This window comes from Rhizobium sp. P38BS-XIX (assembly GCF_012641435.1).
GTDB lineage: Bacteria > Pseudomonadota > Alphaproteobacteria > Rhizobiales > Rhizobiaceae > Rhizobium.
Window position 1 is genome coordinate 35,692 of sequence record NZ_JABAIJ010000009.1, and the last position, 16,452, is coordinate 52,143.

Below are 16,452 nucleotides of genomic sequence, written 5' to 3' on the forward strand. Positions count from 1 at the left end.
TATCGCAACCGGGTTTGCCATGAACGAATTGACGAGCCGACGTTTGGAAATCGATGCCCTGCGCGCCTTGTTGGCGATCCGCCATCACGGCGGCATCACCCGCGCTGCGGAAGCGCTGGGCCTCTCGCAATCGGCCGTCAGCCACAAGATCAAGCGGCTTGAGACGAACCTCGATTGCGATCTCTTGAACCGCCGGCCGGGAGGATCGATGTTCACCGCGGCAGGGGAGGATTTGCTGGAGTATGCCGGGCGCATTCTCGGTCTGCACGACGAGGCGTTGCTGAGCCTGTCGAAAACATCGCTCGCCGGCCGCGTCGCCCTTGGGCTGACCGAAGATACGACCTGTTCCGATCTTGCGCGTATCCTGGGACGTTTCCGTCGTCTGCACCCGCATGTCTCCGTTCGCACCAAGGTCCGCATGAGCCTCATCCTGCGCGGCATGCTGGATCGGGGGGAGCTCGACGCGGCTATTATCCAGGTTTTCACCCATGACGTCCGCCCGACGGACGTTGTTCTTTTTCGGGAGCAGCTTCATTGGGTCAAACATCCCGACCTGAGCATGGCTCCGGACGCTCCGATACCCTTTCTGTCATTTGACGAGGAATGCTTCTATCGCCGCTGGGCGCTCGACATCGGACAGGATGGCGGCGTCGTTCTGGAAACCGTGTTCGAGTGCACGAGCTCGGCCGGGATTATCGCCGCCGTCAGTGCGGGTCTCGGTGTCGCGCTGCTGAACGGCCGACACCTGCAGCCGGACATGGAGATCATCAGTCAAGGTCTCCCTGTCCCACCTGACTTGGCCTACGTGGTGCGCCGCGGCCGCAAGGCCAGGAATCCCGCGCTCGATACGCTTGTCGCCGAGATCGAGAGCGAAATCAGCCGCTATGGCGGGTTGGCTTTGGTGAGTTGACGGGCGCCATTCCACGCTTATCGGATTGCTTGAGCCCGGCGGATTTGCACGCTCTGAATGACTAGGGCAGAATGCGCAATTGGGACAGGCAAGAGAGGGGGCTCGCTGCATGCTGATCGGCTCATGTCACTGCGGAAAAACCGGCTGGACGCTTGAGGGCTATCCGGGCTCGATCACGGCTTGCAATTGCACGCTCTGTCGACGCTATGGTGCGCTGTGGGCCTACGATTTCGAGGGAGAGCGTGTTGCCGTCACGGGAGAACCGTCTTCCTACACCCGCGCCGGCAGGGACGTTTCCCCTCTGGAAATCCTGTTCTGCCCATCCTGTGCCGGCGTCTTGAGCTGGCGCGGCCTGCGGCTCGAGAAAGACGGCCGTCGACGCATGGCCGTCAATATGCGGCTGGCGCAGCCGGATCTGGTCGCCGACCTGCCGATCGATCATTTTGACGGACTGGACAGCTTTGAAGATCTGCCATCGAAGGGTCGATGCGTGCGCGATCTCTGGTTCTGAGGCGCAGGCCTCTCAGTTCAGTTTGCCAGCACCCTCGGCGACGGGAAAGTGATTTCGACCAGCGTTCCCTCGTTGGGCGAGGAATTGATCGAGAAGGTTGCCCGGTTGGCGTCGACCATCGCTTTGGTGAGCGGCAGACCGAGGCCGGTGCCGTCGCCGCGCTTGCGGCTATTGGCTGCCACCTGCCGGAAAGGCTTCATCGCCTGCTCGAGTTCCGAGCGCGTCATGCCGACGCCCGTATCCCGGATACGCATCACGACGCTGCCATTGCCCTCGTAGGAGGTCGACACGACGATCTGGCCGCCCGACGGGGTGAAGCGGATGGCGTTGGAGAGGATATTCAACGCGATCTGCTTGATCGAGCGCAGATCGGCCACGACGTTGGGCACCGCTTGCGAGAGCGCCGTGCGGATAATGACGCGCTGGCTATTGGCCTGCGGCTGCACCAGTGACACGGCTTCGGTGATCGCTTCGTTCAGACCGACGGAGGCGAAGTCGAGATCCATCTCGCCGGCCTCGATCTTCGAGATGTCGAGGAGATCGTTGACGATGTCGAGCACATGGCGGCCGGAGCGGCCGATGTCGGTCGCATATTCGACATAGCGCGAATGGCCGATCGGCCCGAAGCGCTCGCCGGCCATCATGTCGGAAAAGCCGATGATGGCGTTAAGCGGCGTGCGGATTTCATGGCTCACGCGGGCCAGAAAGTCCGTCTTGTGGGCATTGGCCGTTTCCGCCGCGCGCTTGGCATTACGCAGTTCTTCCTCGGTGCGCTTCCATTGCGTGATGTCACGGATGACGGCGCAATAACCGTTGGAGGAATTCAGCCGACCCATGGTCATGAACAGCGGGACGAAGCCGCCGGACGCCTCGCGGCCGATCACCTCGCGGCCGTCGTTGAGCACGCTGGCAACACCATGGCCCGACAGGCCGCCGAGATAGTCGAGGACTGCCTTCTGGCTCTCATGCGCAAATAGCGTGACGAAAGGTTTGCCGCGAATTTCCTGGTCGTCATAATTGAACAGCGCGCTTGCCGAGCGGTTCATGGAACGGATTTCGCCATCCTGTCCGACGATGATGACGCCGTCGGTCGCCGTTTCCAGCGTCGAACGAAGCTCCTCGATCTCCACCTGCAGCTTGGCGACTTTTTCGAGAATGCGCTCCGGGCGCGCTTCCTCCGAGACGGGCTCCGGTGAAGGCTGAGCGGCAGCCTTTTCCGCGGGCATCAATGCCAGCATCAAGGCGGTCCCGTCTTCCCAGCGGATCGACTGCAGTCGCGCGGTGACCGGCACAAGTGCATCGTCGGCGCGCACCACCATCATCGTGCCGGGCTGCTCGGTCTTGTCTTCCAGGTCGTTCCGCTGCAGCAGCGCGTCCAGGCCGCCAACCTGTTCGAGATCCGCAAGGCTCTCGTAACCGGTGAGCCGCAGGAATTCTACATTGCCATGGATCAGCCGGTCGCCAGCATGAATGAGTATGGCGAGCGGCAGCTGATCGACGATATCGGACGACAGTCCGGTGCGCATTTTCACACGCGGCGGAATGGCGGCGCTCAGAGCGTCGAGCGGATCGAAATCTTCTTCCGGCTCTGCGGAGGCGATCGGCGATTCCATAAGGTCGTTGTCATCCGCTTTCGCGCGGTCATCGACCTCTATGGCTTCTTCGGCCTGCGATGTCTCGTCCTGCCGGTTATCGTGACGATCGTGTTCCGTCGCCGCGTCATGGGCATCGGAAAGGATTTCGTCCGCCGCATTTGCCTGTGGGGCGACATCTGCATTATCTGTGGGCGCTTCGACCGAAGGCTGCTCGGCGGGCAGTTCGCTGCGCTTGCCAAAGGGTTCGAGCTGCCGGGCGATCTCGCGGAAGGCAGCCTGTTCGCTGAGCGAAAGGCCGGCCTGCGTCAGCGTCCGGTGTTCATGCAGCCGAATGACCTTGTCCGTTTCCCGGCGGTTCGGCGTCTCGACGATGCGCAGCACCGGCGGCTCGGCAGACGTGGAATCCGGCTCGACCGGGGCTTCTTCGTGGCTTTCGGCCGCGGATGCATGTTCCTCTTCGATATCCGTCTCTGCGGCGTCGACAGCTTCCGCATCCACCGATGGGGCGGAGGGCTCGGTCGGGGCATCGGGGCTGGCCTGCGTGTCCAGCGACATGCCGCGCCGTGCCGGATCTTCGATGGCATCGGCGAGGCGCACGACGCCGAAGCCTCTGAAGCCGTCGAATTCGCGGCTGCGGGTATAGGTCGGCAGTGCTGCCAGATCCACTGGCACCATCAGCGCCGTGCCCTCGACTGGCCAATAGATTGTGCGGCCGGACCAGGTGTCGCGTCGCGCCAGCAATTCCGCGATCTTGCCGTCGGGATCGAGATTGAAACGCCGGGCGACATCGGAGAAGGCATCGCCGGCGATCTGCGCTGCCTGGGGGCCGACAGCCTCGGCAAACTCACGCGAGACTTCGCTGAAGTGGCCGGCAGCATCGATCTTCCAGACGAATCGGGTCGCGCGACCGTTTCGCTGGAAAACAAATCCGTCCGAAGGATGGTCCGAGATATCAGCCGTTTCAGGCTCCGTCTGTTCCGGCGGCGTCTCGGCGTGAACATCGGCCACAGGCGCCTCGTCTTCCGTCACGACATCGGATGCCTGATCGTCGGAAGGCGCTTCCGTATGGGTTTCTTCGACAATATCTGCTGGCGCCGGTTCCGGGGCAGGCTCGCCTCCATCGGCTGCGGTCAAGGCTGCCTCGGGTTGTTCGTCTGCCTGATACTCGGGCGTCTCGTCCAGTTCCTCGATATGCGCAACTGTATCGATGACATCACCGGACAGCGCTGAAGGAGCGGTCTTCGGCGTGTCATCAGCCGCCGCGGCCTCGAGCTCTTCGCGGGTCTCTTCTGTCTGCGGTTCCGCCGAAACCTGCGGCGCTTCGGCCGGCAGAGTTTCCGTCGGATCGAGATGGCCAAGCACGGTTTCAACAACGAAGAGCAGATGCAGCGCCGGGATTTCCGACAGTTTGCCGATGGCGGCGGGCAGATAGCCACGACCGGTCGGGATCGGCCGCTTGATCAGACGATCCGAGTGCGCGCCGGCCATCGTCGTCAGCATCCGCGACGTCTGCGGGGTGATGTCCAGCATGCGGAAACGGGCAGAGGACGCAACGATTTCACCGTCGCGGCCGATAACGGCCATATGGGTATCGGGATCATCGAAGCCGTCGATCATCCGCCTTGCACATTCGGCCGGGGTCATCGGCTTGGAGGAGACGGGAGAGGAAAAAAGCACCGCTTCTTCACCCGCCTGGATGCGGATAAGTTCGACGGCCGCATTGACGACGGCGCGCTGAAAGCCCGAGGCCATGCGGATCAGGAATGTGCGCTGATCGCCGATCGTGCCAAGGCCGCGCGCGGTGGCCTCGATCTGGCGAAACGAGACGTCGCCGGGCTTTGGCCCCTGATCGAGAAAATCATAGATGACATCATAGCCGAAGAGGTTGGCGCCGGCGCCATTGGCCCAGAGCACGCGATCCATGCCGGTCGAAAACATCACCATGGCCTCGCCACGGGCAAAGCGTTCCCGAACGCGCGGGTGCACGGCAATGTCAATGAACGGATATTGAATTGCGGGCATATTCCAACCTGTTTTGCGGGCGTGAGCGCCTCTCTTGCTTTAATGATTTATTAATAACGGCGCCCCGCTCTCCGGTCCAGCGAAGCGCCCATCTTTCGGCCGGAAAGGTTAACGCGTTGTGCGGTGCAAAATTATGTTGCAATGCACAATTCTTTATATTATATAAGCCTCACAAACTTTAACGACTGGTGCCTCCGGGAGGCCCCCCTAAGGAGCGTAATCATGGCTACTGTAAAGAAAGACGACGTTTTTTCAACGGCTGCATTCGACCCGTCCAAGTTCTCCGAATCCTTCCGCGACTTCGCCGAAAAGGGCGCTACGCAGTCCAAGGAAGCCTTCGCCAAGATGAAGGCTGCCACCGAAGAAGCAGGCAAGACGGTTGAAGCAACCGTGCAGACCGCACAGGCTGGTTCCGTTGAAATCGGCCTCAAGGCCATCGACGTCCTGCGCACCAATGCCGAAAGCTCGCTGGCGCACATGGAAGCCCTGCTTCGCGTCAAGTCCGTTGCCGAACTCTTCGAGCTTCAGACCGCTTTCATCCGCAAGCAGGCCGAAGTGACCGTCGAACAGGCCAAGTCCATCCAGGACACGACCAAGAAGGTCGCCGAAAAGCTGGCAAAGCCTGCCAAGGACGCCGCTGAAAAGGCAATGGCCTCTTTCAAGGCCTGATATTTTCACGATAGCCTCCCAAGGCACGAATGTCCCGTTTTCAGGTGAAAACCCTGAAGGCGGGACTTTTCATATGAGCAGGCTGCTGCGCCGGGAAAACCGATTGTCGGCGCACATCATCGTTTGGATATCTTCGAAGCTTTTTCATATTGCGGGTAGATAGGACTTGAAATAGTTTTAAAGTCCTCGTATGTCACCCCCGTTCGCGGCGACGCGAGCAAGTGCGGTTGTAGCTCAGTTGGTTAGAGCGCAGGTTTGTGGCACCTGAGGTCGGAGGTTCGAGACCCCCCAACCGTACCATTTCCCCCTTGATATCTGTGGTATGCATGGCTGCCTGAGTGTAGCCGGACGCGACTTTCCGGAATTTTGACACGGTAAACCGGAATTTCTATTTCTGCGGGATTACCTGCCCGATTGATCCTAGGACGCCCTTACAGACTTCAGCGATGTCGATCTTGCGTTCGGCAAAGCGTGCTTTCAATTCGGCCCGCAACCTTTCGACCGTTCCGATGTTGGCTCCGTTGAGCGTCATCGCCGCGACCATAGCCGTCATGGCCGGCATTTGAGACTGATCGCAGTTCCCCATAGCCCACTCTACTACTAGGGCTGAGCGCACCTGTCCTTCTACGATATCAGATGCGTGAGCCGCTGAGGTCCACGCGAACAGCGCCGATGCCGCGAGGACTGCGGTCGTGGCGGTCTCTCCCCTAGTCACTTTCATTACAACCTACCTCACGGTCTAGCTCTTCCATTTTTCCTACTCTTTTGCCCCCACGTCGGCTATGCCAAATCGGGCGATGTAAATTGCCATCCGTAAGTGCGCCACCTCCATCCAAACGTGCTTCGAATGCGCTTTGAGACAGATTTGAAGCCCTGCGCTGAGTGGCCGACACTTCGTTGCAAGCCCATGACACATTCGATAAAACCCTAAAAGTTCCCACGGAAGGAGCTTCGAGGCGACCATGAAATCCTTAGCGAATGTGTCATCAGGTCAAAATCTAAGCATCCAAGGCCTACGTGGCGTCGCAGTGCTAGCCGTTCTTATCTTTCACTACGTTTCGGTCTACCGGAACGACATTCTATCCGGCGTGACGCCTGGCCATGCACTCCTACATCTCGCTAACGTCGGCTGGGTAGGCGTGGACCTGTTTTTTGCGATTTCCGGATTTGTGGTAACGAGTTCGATATTGTCATCCGTCCGAAAGCCAACGGACGTTTTCACATTTTGGCGGCGAAGAGCGTTAAGGCTGTTTCCAGTCTATTATCTCGCAGTTTTTGTATTCTCGATATGTCTTATCCTGGGGCTGGCCACCACAGCGGGCTACGCACGGGCAATTCCGTTTCTTCTATTGCACCTCTCGAATATTGGCATTGTCATTGGGGTGCCTATGCAAGACCCCATGATCTCAATAACGCACTTTTGGTCGCTAGCTGTTGAGATGCAGTTTTACTTCGCATGGCCGTGGCTCCTCGTTTTCAGACACCGTCTACCGCTTAAGAGTTTGATGCTGGCGGTTGTTATTTTGGCGCCGCTAGCAAGGGGCGTGGCTCTCCTATACGGGCTTCAGCCGAACACCATTTATTCGCTCACCCCGTTCCGCCTAGACGCGTTCATTGTCGCAGCGCTGATCGCTCTGCGCCATCACGAGGGCGGCCTTACTCAGCGGACCGATGTTCTGATGAATTTGATATTCCCAACAACTGGCATCTTGGCACTCGCGTATCTAGCCAGTAGCGAGGAGTGGCATAAGGCTGATCCAACCGTCCAGATTTACGGCTACTCGCTACTAGCCATATCGTCCGGCTGTCTGGTTGGATCTCTATTTCGGCAAACAGCTCCCGTTTGGCTTCAGGCTTTGCTCTCGCGGCCAGCCATCGTTTGGATCGGGACGATCAGTTACAGCCTTTACGTTTGGCACCTTCTGTTCAGCGGTTTGATATCTGCCCAGTTTCGCGCGTTCTGGCTCGGAACTTCCGATTCAAAATGGACTAGTTTTTCTGGTCTCCTCGGCGATGTCACCCTCAACATCGCCGTGGCTTTTTTGCTTGGTGTTCTCAGCTATAACTTAGAGCGCTGGGGCCAAAACCGTAAACCTAGATACAGTGATCCTCAGATAGTCGCGGGTGCCAAAAAAGCCGCTTGATATCATAAGACGTTCGAAGGCCACGTTGCCGTGTCAACATCGCTGAGCGTTTTAATCGTGCCATTCGTGATCCCTAGCGCAACTCCGGCTTCAGCATCGAAGCAGGCACTTATGAAATTCATGATTGCCGTTGCCATGGACAATGCGTCCGTCTGATCCAAGGTAAAAAATGATCCGTCCGAGCATTTGAAGCTCGTTGAGAACCCCGACCCTACGATGTTTGCCGCGAGCGCGACGTTACCAATTTTGCTCTGGCTGGTGGCATCTGTGGCAATCGGATGGCCTTTAAAGCTGAACCCTCCCGTTTCCAGAGAGTACCGTTTCGCAGCCGCATAGGCGGGTAAATCGAGATAAAGATTGTATCCCCCGATAACAGCCTGAAGCGAAGCGTCCGTCTGATTACCGTTATCATCGAGCGGCCACTTAGATGGCGTGTTGCCCACCGCCAGCCACGCTTTGTACTGGGCATCTTTCTTTGAGACGATTGACGAACTCGCACTAGCGAAGATCCGTCCATCATCTGACAGCCAATAGCAATTCAACGGGTCAAACATACTGTCCTCCTGAAGATTGACTTCCGGCGGTGTTACCCGGAAGGAAATTTGCGCCTTGGCCCGCAACGTTGATGACACCATTTTCGGTGACTGAATAACGGGGTCCGGTGGCCGCGCCGGCAAAAGCCAGAGCGCCAATTTCCGCCCTCGCCTGAGAACAATTCACGAAGCCCACCTGAAAGAAGGGCGTTCCTGAAAGCGTGACTGTTTGAGTGCCACCAGAGACACCGATTACCCCAAAGCTCTGTACAAGGAACGGTGATGAGCAAGTCCCAATGATTTTGATTGGGCCGGTTATGCCGATACTGCCGCCGTTCAGGGTATATGAGTGATATTGGCCGCCGCCCACGGCCGCGCCGGTAGCCTCAAGCGTAACGTTCTGGATGTTAACTTGCCCACCAAAATTGGTGTAGATGTCGTATACACCGACGGTCGATTTTGTAACCTTCACACCGTCCAGCGTCACGCTGTACATGGCGCAGCGAATGCTCCAGATTTTTCCGGCTTGGGTATTGATTACATAGGCATCTTGATTGGCCGGATCACCACGCACCGTTACCACACTCGATGCAGCATCGAAGCTGGCACCCTCATAGGTCCCTGCAACACCCAACTGGATCGTTACGGCGTAGCCAGCCGTATCGTAGCGCGATTTGATCGCGGTCCAGCCGCCTTGAAGGGTTTTAAATGCCGCAGCTGCAGTGTTGTCCAATCCCGTATTGGCATCGTTGCCATCGGGTCTGATGTAGAACGTCGTGTCTGCCGTGAGCTTCACCCGAACCTGAGAAGGAACGATCCCGGCCGTGTAGAACCGAGCGCCGTCACACAGCAGGAACACCAGCGCGTTAGCTGGAAGGTCGTTGAGCGCAACGGGCGCACCAACGGGGTTTACGATTGGAAGCGCGCCCAAGCCATTCACGTTCAAGGTCGCGCCGGCAAGGTTGCCGTACGCTGGAGCCTTGAAGATGATGCTTTTCAGATCGGCGTAGGATGCCGGCGCGGGCGTGAGAACGGCCGTGTACGCCGCCGCCGTGCCGCCCGCTGCGGCGTAACCCCATTTGCTTGCCTGCACGGCTGAGGACATTCGCGCGACTGAAGCCGGCCGGGTTTGATCGGCGCCTGCAGCCGTTTCAGCGGCTGAAGCCAGCTCGACAAGTCCTCGACGAAACTCGCTTGCCGGCGTCGTGCTGAGGATAAGGAATGCGGAGCCGGCACATACCAGAGTGACGTTGCCGCCAAGGTCATTGGCGACCACGGCAATACCGTCGCCGCTCAAAATAGGAAGCGCCCCGAGACCGTTCAGATTGAGAGTGGAGGGACCTGTGTTTGCAGTCCCGAACCACAGGTTGACGATCATTCCCCAGGTGTATGCGGGCGGAGCGGGCACCAGGCTGGCGGTATAGGTATTCGCAGGACCAGCCGTGTTGCCAACTGTCCAAGACCCAGACTGAACCGCGTTCGCCATTCGGGCAACCGACGCGGGGCGGATCAGATCTGTTCCAGCGGTAGCCTCCGCAGCCGACGCCAGCTCGACAACGCCTTTGTTGGTCTCTGACGCAGGGGAGAATTTCAGCAGAACGAAGCTGACACCGTCATAGATGAGGGTAACGATCCCGTACAAATCGTTGGCAACCAGCGGGCTCCAATCGGAATAGAGGATATTCTTCGCGCCAAGACCATTGACGTTCAGTGTCGCCGGCCCGGTGTTTGGCGTGTTGATGTAAGTGCAGACGATCAAACCTGCCGTGTAGGCGGTTGGCGCGGGTGTGAGCGTCGCGGTTAAGGCATTCGCCGTTCCGCCCGGTACAGCCCAATTCCAAGAACCGGACTGCGCTGTGGAAGCCATCCGGCCAACGGAAGCCGGCCTAGTCAAATCCGTGCCAGCCGCCGTCTCTGTCGCTGATGCCAGCTCGACAACGCCACGCACAACCTCATTGGCTATGATCGTATTTACTAAAATGAATACGCCGGATGCATATACCAGTGTGACGATGCCCGCCAATTCGTTAGCGGTTAAGGGATTGCCGTCGCTGTGGAGGATCTGAACGGCACCCAAGCCATTGACATTTAGAGTGGCTGCGCCGGTATTTGGAACGGTAACGTTGAGATTGACCGCTAGTCCATTGGAATAAGCCGTAGGGGCCGGAGACAATGTAGCCGTGAGGGCGTTCGCCGTGCCTCCGGCAACAGCAAAATTCCAAGCTCCCCGCTGGACTGCTGTTGCCATCCTCCCTGACGAAACCGGTCTTGTGAGATCAACGCCCGCCGCTGCGTCTACTGCCGAAGCCAGCTTGACTATGCCACGCACAGTTTCCGACGCTATGGCGAGCGTGTCGAGAACGAAGGAAGCACCATCGTAGACAAGACTTACAATGCCGATCAGGTCGCCCGCAGCAAGAGCGCTGCCATCGGATGCGACAATGTTCTTTATGCCGAGGCCGTTGAGATTAAGCGTTGCCGCACCCGTATTTGCGGTGGCCACCTTCAAGTTGACGCGCATGCCCGCCGTGTAGGCGCTGGGTGCGGGCGTGAGCGTCCCCGTCAGCGCATTGGCGGTTCCGCCGCCTACGACATAGTTCAGCCGGCCGGACTGGATGGCTTTGCCGAGCTGGCCGCGATCGGCGGCGCTTGGGACAATGCCGCTCGTCTCGATGATACCGAGGATTTCTTCCTGGGCGGAGTTAAGCCAGTCGGCCGTCACCTCGGTACCAGGCGTACCGGTCGGCAAGTCCTCGTCGCGGAAACCGCGCTTGCCGCCACCGAGATCGACGAAATCAGCACCATTGATGCGGTCCATATTCAGGCTCCGTATTTGAAGACGATGTCGGTGTGCCCCGGTCGTATCCGGCGCAACTCACATTCGATGTTGGAAAGTTTGAACGTGCCAAGCCGATTACCGGCGACGCTTGCGCCGGCGCGAAAGTTGACGACGGTGATGAGGCCAGGGATGTTCACGCGGTAGACGAATTGAGACCCTTGCGGGCGGAGCCGCTGGCCGGCGCGCAACCGCCCCGCGACGGAAGGCCAGAACTCTTCGATCGTGATCGGAACGCCGAGCTTCTGTGCGACCGAGACCATGTAAGGGATGGATTGCCCGCCCGTCGCGGTCCAGCGCTGATGCGCCAGGCGCTGCCTGTCTTCGAGCGAAAGCGGATCGAGATCTCGGCCGCACGGATCGGGACCGAGAACACGCTCGAAGTCAGAGAGAAGGTTGACGGCCGAGCGCGGGTCGGTCTCAACCATGAGTGCTTCAGCTTCTGCCTCGGCCTCGGCAATTCGTTCCGCACCGGAGGAAAGCACCGTATCGAGAATGCCGTCGCGAAAGCCCAGCGCCCACCCAGGCGCGAGCTTACCGATGATGCTGGCAAGGACCGTCGTAACCGAACGCGCCATCAGCTTGCCTCGAACAGGGGATCACCTGCGATCGGGTATTCGGTGCGATCAAGGGTGAAGCGGGCGAGCGGTGAAAGAAGGTCGTGCGCGTACTCACCACTGGCGGCCGAGATCGCTTCGGAGATACGCGAAGGCTCGATCGTTGCGCCGATCGGGCTTGCGTTCTGATCGTCGTCATCGTCGCCGATCGTGGCGACGAAGCGCCGCCAGGCGTCGGCGACTGCGGCGCGGGTTGAAAGCGTGTCCGGACGAAGGCGTACGCTGATTGTCAGCGTGCGAAGGACACCGGGAACCACGACGACATTCGCCGTCACAGGTCGGACGCCGGTCTGGCTGCCAGGCGCGCCGAGATAGGAGAGGATTGCGGCAACCTCGTCGGCCGAAGGCGCGCGCGGTGAGCCGTCGTCATTCTTCATGACAACGACGACGCCGACCGAACCTCGGCCGATCCAGCCAGGGACAACGCCGACAGCCTTGACCGGGAACTGATCGCGAACCCACGTCGAATAGTCGAAGGCCGCGCCGCCGTGGGGTGGTTGGCGGATACGCTGCAGTGTGGCGACCTGCAGCTCCTCGGGCGTTTCTTCTTCAGCGCCGCCCACGAAGGCAGCGGAAACAGTGATCTTTGACACGGCCGGCTGCGCGGTCACGGTGGCAAGAAGCACGCCGGCTTCCAGATTGCCAATCGTGCCGCCCAGGACAGCGGTTGCCCCGACTTCAATGCTGCCTCCAGCATCGATGGTTGCCGGCGCGGTCGTGACATACTGGACGCTGTTAGACGCGGCGAGGAGCAGGCCGGCCGGAAGTGGCGTGCCGGCGACGCCTACGATGACGACACGACCAATGGCTTTGGTCGCACCACGCTGCGGGACGTTCCAGATGTTTGCGTGCCGCAAAACGAACTCGTCTTCTGCGGTATCGACGAAATACTGCCGTCCCCACCAGGCGATATGGTCGTGAGCTTCGCGCAACTCCAATGAGAGCGCTCGGCCGATCTGCGAGAAGACGCCTTTTTCCGAGCGCACGGCGCGAGATACAGCACGAGGATCCAGCTCCGGTCGAAAGCGAAGAAGACCGGCTTCGATAGAGCCGGCGATCTTGGCAGCGATGGCGGATGCTTTCGGGATTGGCCAGGGCAAGTTAGCCTCCTACGCGACGGCTGAGGGAGACGCTGGCGTCCTGAACCTGCGCGGTATAGCCAAGAACCGGGGTATCGCCCATGCGAACCCAATCGACTGATATCGCAGCCGGTTCGCCTGTCTCTGCCTCGGCCCATGCCAGGCATTCTTCCAGCCAGAAATTGCAAAGCTGTCGCGTCGTATCGGTCGCCTTGGCGCGGTCGAGCAGCCACAAGCGGCTACCGGACTTATTGCCGGCCGGGTCGAGCGCGTCACCGGGAGCGCCACGACGTTCGGAAAAGCTGGCGGGAGCAAGAAATTGCGAGCGACCCTCCGGCAGCTGATCGTCAGGTGCCGCGCGCCGGTCAAGGCCGATCGACAACAGCATCGCCGGGACTGGCGTGAAGTCGAGCAGGAGATCGCAATCCTCGTCGAGGACGAGATCGCAGCGCCGCTTATCGGGATCGTATTGAAGTGCCAGATCGCAAAACATGGCGCGAAACTAACGCGCGCGCGAACCCTGCATCATGCCTGCCTTGGCAGGCGGCTAGGCCGGAGGACCAGTCAGCGCCGGCCCTGGCGTTACATCTTTATGCTCATGATCGAAGCCGATGTTCTTACCGTTGTGCGTGACTTTACCGCCCTGAATGTCCACACCCTCAGCGGACACCACGAACGTCACGCCACCAATCTTCACATTGAGCGCAGTCCCGGCCGCAATCTCGATCGTGCCGTCCGGTCTCAGCATGAGCCTGTCCCCGCCGGCGTTGTAAATCCCAACCTGCTTGGCTGGCAACTTGCCCATGCGCTGCGACGGATTGCCGAGCGGGAGCGCGATCAAGTCGCCCTGATCGCCGCCAACGGCAATCAGGAGGTACTCAGCGCCGTCCTCGTCGGCATGACCAGCGAAACCGTAGGGCTGGGCGATCTCAACGTTTTCGCGCCATACGCCGGGAGCGACTTCGAAATTGGCCGTCTGCATCTGACCATCGTCATTGACGTTCTTGGCGGTGGCACGGCGCGCCATGCCGCGAATGGTGTCTGCGGTTTCCTTCGTGGTCATATCGCCTGCGCCGAGCCGTCGAGCGGCCCGCCCTTGTGCTTCGACTTCTTGCCCTTGCCATTCTTGCGGCGATTGCCCACGGCCTTCTTATCGAAAGATTCGGGGCTGACGATGCTCAACTCGGTGATTGCGCCGCGTTCATCATGGCGGTTGGCAACGCGAGAAATCAGCATGTCGCGGCTGATGTTCTGATAGGCGTCATCGACGGCGGCAATTTCGTTGACGCGCCAGAGCTGACCGTTGGCCGAGAACCCTTGAACCTTGTAGGTCAGTTGCTCGCCTTCAGTGCGGGAGTTGCGCATACGCCAATCCGCTTCGTCCTGGCATGCCTGCCCATCGGCTTTGCTGCGCGCCAGATGCACGATCGGGCGATGACGGGTGATCTCCTCGTCAACTGAAACGCCCGATGCCACCGTGCCTTTGCGCTCTTGTTCGGTCGCCGAACCATCACCGGGCTTGCGATCGTCCGGAGAGAGCGGTTCGGCGCTGACATCGAGGTTGGCAGCGCCGCGCTTCTTCTGCCCAGCGCGCTCGCCCTGGCCTCGAACGTGGGTCTTCGAATGGCGGCCGCGATGGCTGTAACGCCGGGAAGAGCTTTGCACGTTTCCGGGTAGGGTGAGATCGTCGGGTGCGCGCTTGGCTCCGGTGCGCGTGATCACGATGCCCCCGACGCCATCGGAGAGGACCAGGGCATGACGGGAGCGTGCGCCTTTCTCCGAAGCTGAGAAAGCGGTTTCGGCCAGGTCGAGCGAGTAGCGGGAGAACGGCTCGCCGGTATCGACTTCAGAGCGAACCGTGAGGCCAAACGGTTGCGCGATGCGCTTGATCGCCTCTTCGAGCTTGACGTTGTTGAACTCGGCAGGTCCATCGGTCAGCGCCGCGCTGTCCACCAGGTCGCCGGTCTTGTCGCGGCCGGTGATCTCGACCGAGGCATGCCCTTCGTCGATATCGACGCTCACGTCCTCGATATGCCCCTTCAGAACCAGCTCGCCATCGACAAGGATCTCCACGGCCGGTCCCGGCTCCAGAGAGATGAGCGGGCCGGTGCTGGCGTATGCAAAGGTGTTGCCCGAACGCAGCGGATCGTAAAGCGCAAACCGAAAAGACCCCGAGAAGTCTTTCAGGTCGCGCACGACCTCGGCACTTGTCCACTGGTCATAGTGCGTGCCGGCAATGACAAGGACGATGCGGGATTGAACGGCCTGAGGCAAGACATACACAGCTTGCATTAGCGCAGTACCTCGATATCGCCTGGCTGCAGCGCGGCGGGATGACGTGGGCGATTGCGGCCGACGATGTCTTCATATGCGGCTTCGATCGCTGAAGGTCGATCGCCAAAGACATGCTGTGCCAGCAGCCAGCTATCCAGTGGCCGCTCCGGCCGGAATATGAGAACGGCCGGCAAGCGACCGATCGTCTCGTTGATGTCGGCAATCAACGCGGCCTGCAGATCGCGGGCCGCACGACGCAACGATGAAGCTGCCGGGAGCAGGGACGGCGCGGAGATGGCCTCGAGCATGTCAGTGAGGGCATCGATTGCAGTCGTGGCGCGACCGCGAAAGGCCTGTGCCTGCTGGCTCGATTGATAGTCGGCATAGGCCGATTGAGCGGCCGTCTGTCCAACGAAATGACAGGCGGCGCCAAAGATCAGCATGGCGTCGGTATCGGACGGCGCGGAGGCGCTTTGCGTGCTGAAGCCTTCGACAAAGCTCATGCCGATCGACATGAGGCTGAGTGCCGAGGCCGGGCTTTCCGATAGTGCCTCGGCAGCAGGCGACACGGCAGGGGCCGGAGCGGCCAGGCCGATAATGGATGCGGCCGCGATCATCTGCGCATCGAAGCTTGCGGGATCGGTTGCGGTTGTCGCTGCGAGTGCCGCCTTGATGCGCGGCATTGTGCGAGCAGCGCCGGCCGGTGCGGTTATGGTGCCAGCAAGCTCTACTGCCATTCGTGTCGTGCGGGCGATTGCCTTCGATCGGGCTGCCGAGATGTTGGCCGTGGTAGCGGTGATAGCAGACGAGGCCGCCGCGAGGATCGCCGAGGTTGCCGACGACAAGCCGGCCGAGCTGCTGAAGGAAACGCCCAGGCTCAACGCGGGCAAACGCTTGAAGGCCGCCGAGAAGCGGACGACACGCAGCTCCGAGGCCGACAGGGAGATTTGCGCCGGCTGTTCCATGATGACGGTCATCGGGCCGCGCCAAGGATGTATCAAGGTCGCGGGACCGGGAGCCTGAAACGCGGCCTCCAGGGCGGCTGCCTGGACAACGTAATCGTCGCCCACGATCAGCCCCTCGATGGACACCACGGCGGGCGCCAGACCGAAATCGTCATATGCCGGCATATCGACGCCGGGAAAGAGATACTCGACGACGCGCCGGCCGACTTCGGTGCTTGCGTCCGGAACGTGGAAAGGGATGCCGCGAAAGCTACCCGGAAGAAGACCGGGCAAGACCCAATCGAGACTGTCGAACAT

General features: G+C 60.2%; 14 protein-coding genes and 1 tRNA gene. 5 read left to right on the forward strand and 10 right to left on the reverse strand.

All coding sequences use genetic code 11. From position 1 onward, the window contains the following. Positions 1-19 precede the first annotated feature (19 nt). Positions 20-910, forward strand: coding sequence for a LysR family transcriptional regulator (locus HGP17_RS25335; protein ID WP_168813243.1), 891 nt, complete (start codon positions 20-22; stop codon positions 908-910). Positions 911-1,019: 109 nt separating this feature from the next. Continuing rightward, complete coding sequence (locus tag HGP17_RS25340; RefSeq protein WP_168813244.1) at positions 1,020-1,421, forward strand: GFA family protein; 402 nt, start codon at positions 1,020-1,022, stop codon at positions 1,419-1,421. 17 nt (positions 1,422-1,438) lie between these two features. Here HGP17_RS25340 and HGP17_RS25345 read toward each other — a convergent pair whose 3' ends face one another. Further along, positions 1,439-5,038: an ATP-binding protein gene (locus HGP17_RS25345; RefSeq protein WP_168813245.1), complete on the reverse strand. Its 3,600-nt coding sequence runs from the start codon at positions 5,036-5,038 to the stop codon at positions 1,439-1,441. A 222-nt stretch (positions 5,039-5,260) separates the two neighbouring features. On the opposite strand from HGP17_RS25345, the gene HGP17_RS25350 reads away from it, so the two are divergent. Further along, on the forward strand, positions 5,261-5,707 hold the full coding sequence (locus HGP17_RS25350; RefSeq protein WP_168813246.1) for a phasin: 447 nt from the start codon (positions 5,261-5,263) through the stop codon (positions 5,705-5,707). 223 nt (positions 5,708-5,930) lie between these two features. After that, positions 5,931-6,007 (forward strand) — tRNA-His (locus tag HGP17_RS25355). Positions 6,008-6,095: 88 nt separating this feature from the next. Here the strand turns inward: HGP17_RS25355 and HGP17_RS25360 are convergent. After that, complete coding sequence (locus tag HGP17_RS25360) at positions 6,096-6,269, reverse strand: hypothetical protein (RefSeq protein ID WP_168813247.1); 174 nt, start codon at positions 6,267-6,269, stop codon at positions 6,096-6,098. Between the two features lie 400 nt (positions 6,270-6,669). Here HGP17_RS25360 and HGP17_RS25365 point away from each other — a divergent pair, with 400 nt between their 5' ends. After that, positions 6,670-7,851, forward strand: coding sequence for an acyltransferase (locus tag HGP17_RS25365; RefSeq protein WP_168813248.1), 1,182 nt, complete (start codon positions 6,670-6,672; stop codon positions 7,849-7,851). A gap of 2 nt (positions 7,852-7,853) precedes the next feature. Here HGP17_RS25365 and HGP17_RS25370 read toward each other — a convergent pair whose 3' ends face one another. Genes HGP17_RS25370 through HGP17_RS25405 form a run of 8 tightly spaced genes read right to left on the reverse strand, consistent with a single transcriptional unit; the run spans position 7,854 to position 16,452 of the window. After that, a complete protein-coding gene (locus HGP17_RS25370; protein WP_168813249.1) occupies positions 7,854-8,405 on the reverse strand; it encodes a DUF4376 domain-containing protein in 552 nt (183 codons plus the stop codon). After that, positions 8,398-11,202, reverse strand: coding sequence for a hypothetical protein (locus HGP17_RS25375; protein ID WP_168813250.1), 2,805 nt, complete (start codon positions 11,200-11,202; stop codon positions 8,398-8,400). The genes HGP17_RS25370 and HGP17_RS25375 overlap by 8 nt, the downstream gene beginning before the upstream one ends. 2 nt (positions 11,203-11,204) lie before the next feature. Then, positions 11,205-11,798, reverse strand: a complete 594-nt coding sequence (locus tag HGP17_RS25380) for a putative phage tail protein (RefSeq protein ID WP_168813251.1) — start codon at positions 11,796-11,798, stop codon at positions 11,205-11,207. Further along, complete coding sequence (locus tag HGP17_RS25385) at positions 11,798-12,937, reverse strand: baseplate J/gp47 family protein (protein ID WP_168813252.1); 1,140 nt, start codon at positions 12,935-12,937, stop codon at positions 11,798-11,800. Before HGP17_RS25385 ends, HGP17_RS25380 begins: the two co-directional genes overlap by 1 nt. Before the next feature lies 1 nt (position 12,938). Next, a complete protein-coding gene (locus tag HGP17_RS25390) occupies positions 12,939-13,409 on the reverse strand; it encodes a phage GP46 family protein (RefSeq protein WP_168813253.1) in 471 nt (156 codons plus the stop codon). A gap of 54 nt (positions 13,410-13,463) precedes the next feature. After that, positions 13,464-13,979 carry a phage baseplate assembly protein gene (locus HGP17_RS25395; RefSeq protein WP_168813254.1) on the reverse strand — a complete coding sequence of 172 codons (516 nt, stop codon included), beginning with the start codon at positions 13,977-13,979 and terminating at the stop codon, positions 13,464-13,466. Further along, positions 13,976-15,208 carry a phage baseplate assembly protein gene (locus tag HGP17_RS25400; RefSeq protein ID WP_168813255.1) on the reverse strand — a complete coding sequence of 411 codons (1,233 nt, stop codon included), beginning with the start codon at positions 15,206-15,208 and terminating at the stop codon, positions 13,976-13,978. The genes HGP17_RS25395 and HGP17_RS25400 overlap by 4 nt, the downstream gene beginning before the upstream one ends. Beyond that, positions 15,208-16,452: a DNA circularization N-terminal domain-containing protein gene (locus HGP17_RS25405; RefSeq protein WP_168813256.1), complete on the reverse strand. Its 1,245-nt coding sequence runs from the start codon at positions 16,450-16,452 to the stop codon at positions 15,208-15,210. The genes HGP17_RS25400 and HGP17_RS25405 overlap by 1 nt, the downstream gene beginning before the upstream one ends.

What these genes read in the sequence shown, in the direction of transcription:
- HGP17_RS25335 (WP_168813243.1), top strand. Translation starts at nt 20, where the DNA reads ATGAACGAATTGACGAGCCGACGTTTGGAAATCGATGCCCTGCGCGCC.
- HGP17_RS25340 (WP_168813244.1), top strand. Translation starts at nt 1,020, where the DNA reads ATGCTGATCGGCTCATGTCACTGCGGAAAAACCGGCTGGACGCTTGAG.
- HGP17_RS25345 (WP_168813245.1), bottom strand. Translation starts at nt 5,038, where the DNA reads ATGCCCGCAATTCAATATCCGTTCATTGACATTGCCGTGCACCCGCGC.
- HGP17_RS25350 (WP_168813246.1), top strand. Translation starts at nt 5,261, where the DNA reads ATGGCTACTGTAAAGAAAGACGACGTTTTTTCAACGGCTGCATTCGAC.
- HGP17_RS25360 (WP_168813247.1), bottom strand. Translation starts at nt 6,269, where the DNA reads ATGCCGGCCATGACGGCTATGGTCGCGGCGATGACGCTCAACGGAGCC.
- HGP17_RS25365 (WP_168813248.1), top strand. Translation starts at nt 6,670, where the DNA reads ATGAAATCCTTAGCGAATGTGTCATCAGGTCAAAATCTAAGCATCCAA.
- HGP17_RS25370 (WP_168813249.1), bottom strand. Translation starts at nt 8,405, where the DNA reads ATGTTTGACCCGTTGAATTGCTATTGGCTGTCAGATGATGGACGGATC.
- HGP17_RS25375 (WP_168813250.1), bottom strand. Translation starts at nt 11,202, where the DNA reads ATGGACCGCATCAATGGTGCTGATTTCGTCGATCTCGGTGGCGGCAAG.
- HGP17_RS25380 (WP_168813251.1), bottom strand. Translation starts at nt 11,798, where the DNA reads ATGGCGCGTTCGGTTACGACGGTCCTTGCCAGCATCATCGGTAAGCTC.
- HGP17_RS25390 (WP_168813253.1), bottom strand. Translation starts at nt 13,409, where the DNA reads ATGTTTTGCGATCTGGCACTTCAATACGATCCCGATAAGCGGCGCTGC.
- HGP17_RS25395 (WP_168813254.1), bottom strand. Translation starts at nt 13,979, where the DNA reads ATGACCACGAAGGAAACCGCAGACACCATTCGCGGCATGGCGCGCCGT.
- HGP17_RS25400 (WP_168813255.1), bottom strand. Translation starts at nt 15,208, where the DNA reads ATGCAAGCTGTGTATGTCTTGCCTCAGGCCGTTCAATCCCGCATCGTC.
- HGP17_RS25405 (WP_168813256.1), bottom strand. Translation starts at nt 16,452, where the DNA reads ATGTTCGACAGTCTCGATTGGGTCTTGCCCGGTCTTCTTCCGGGTAGC.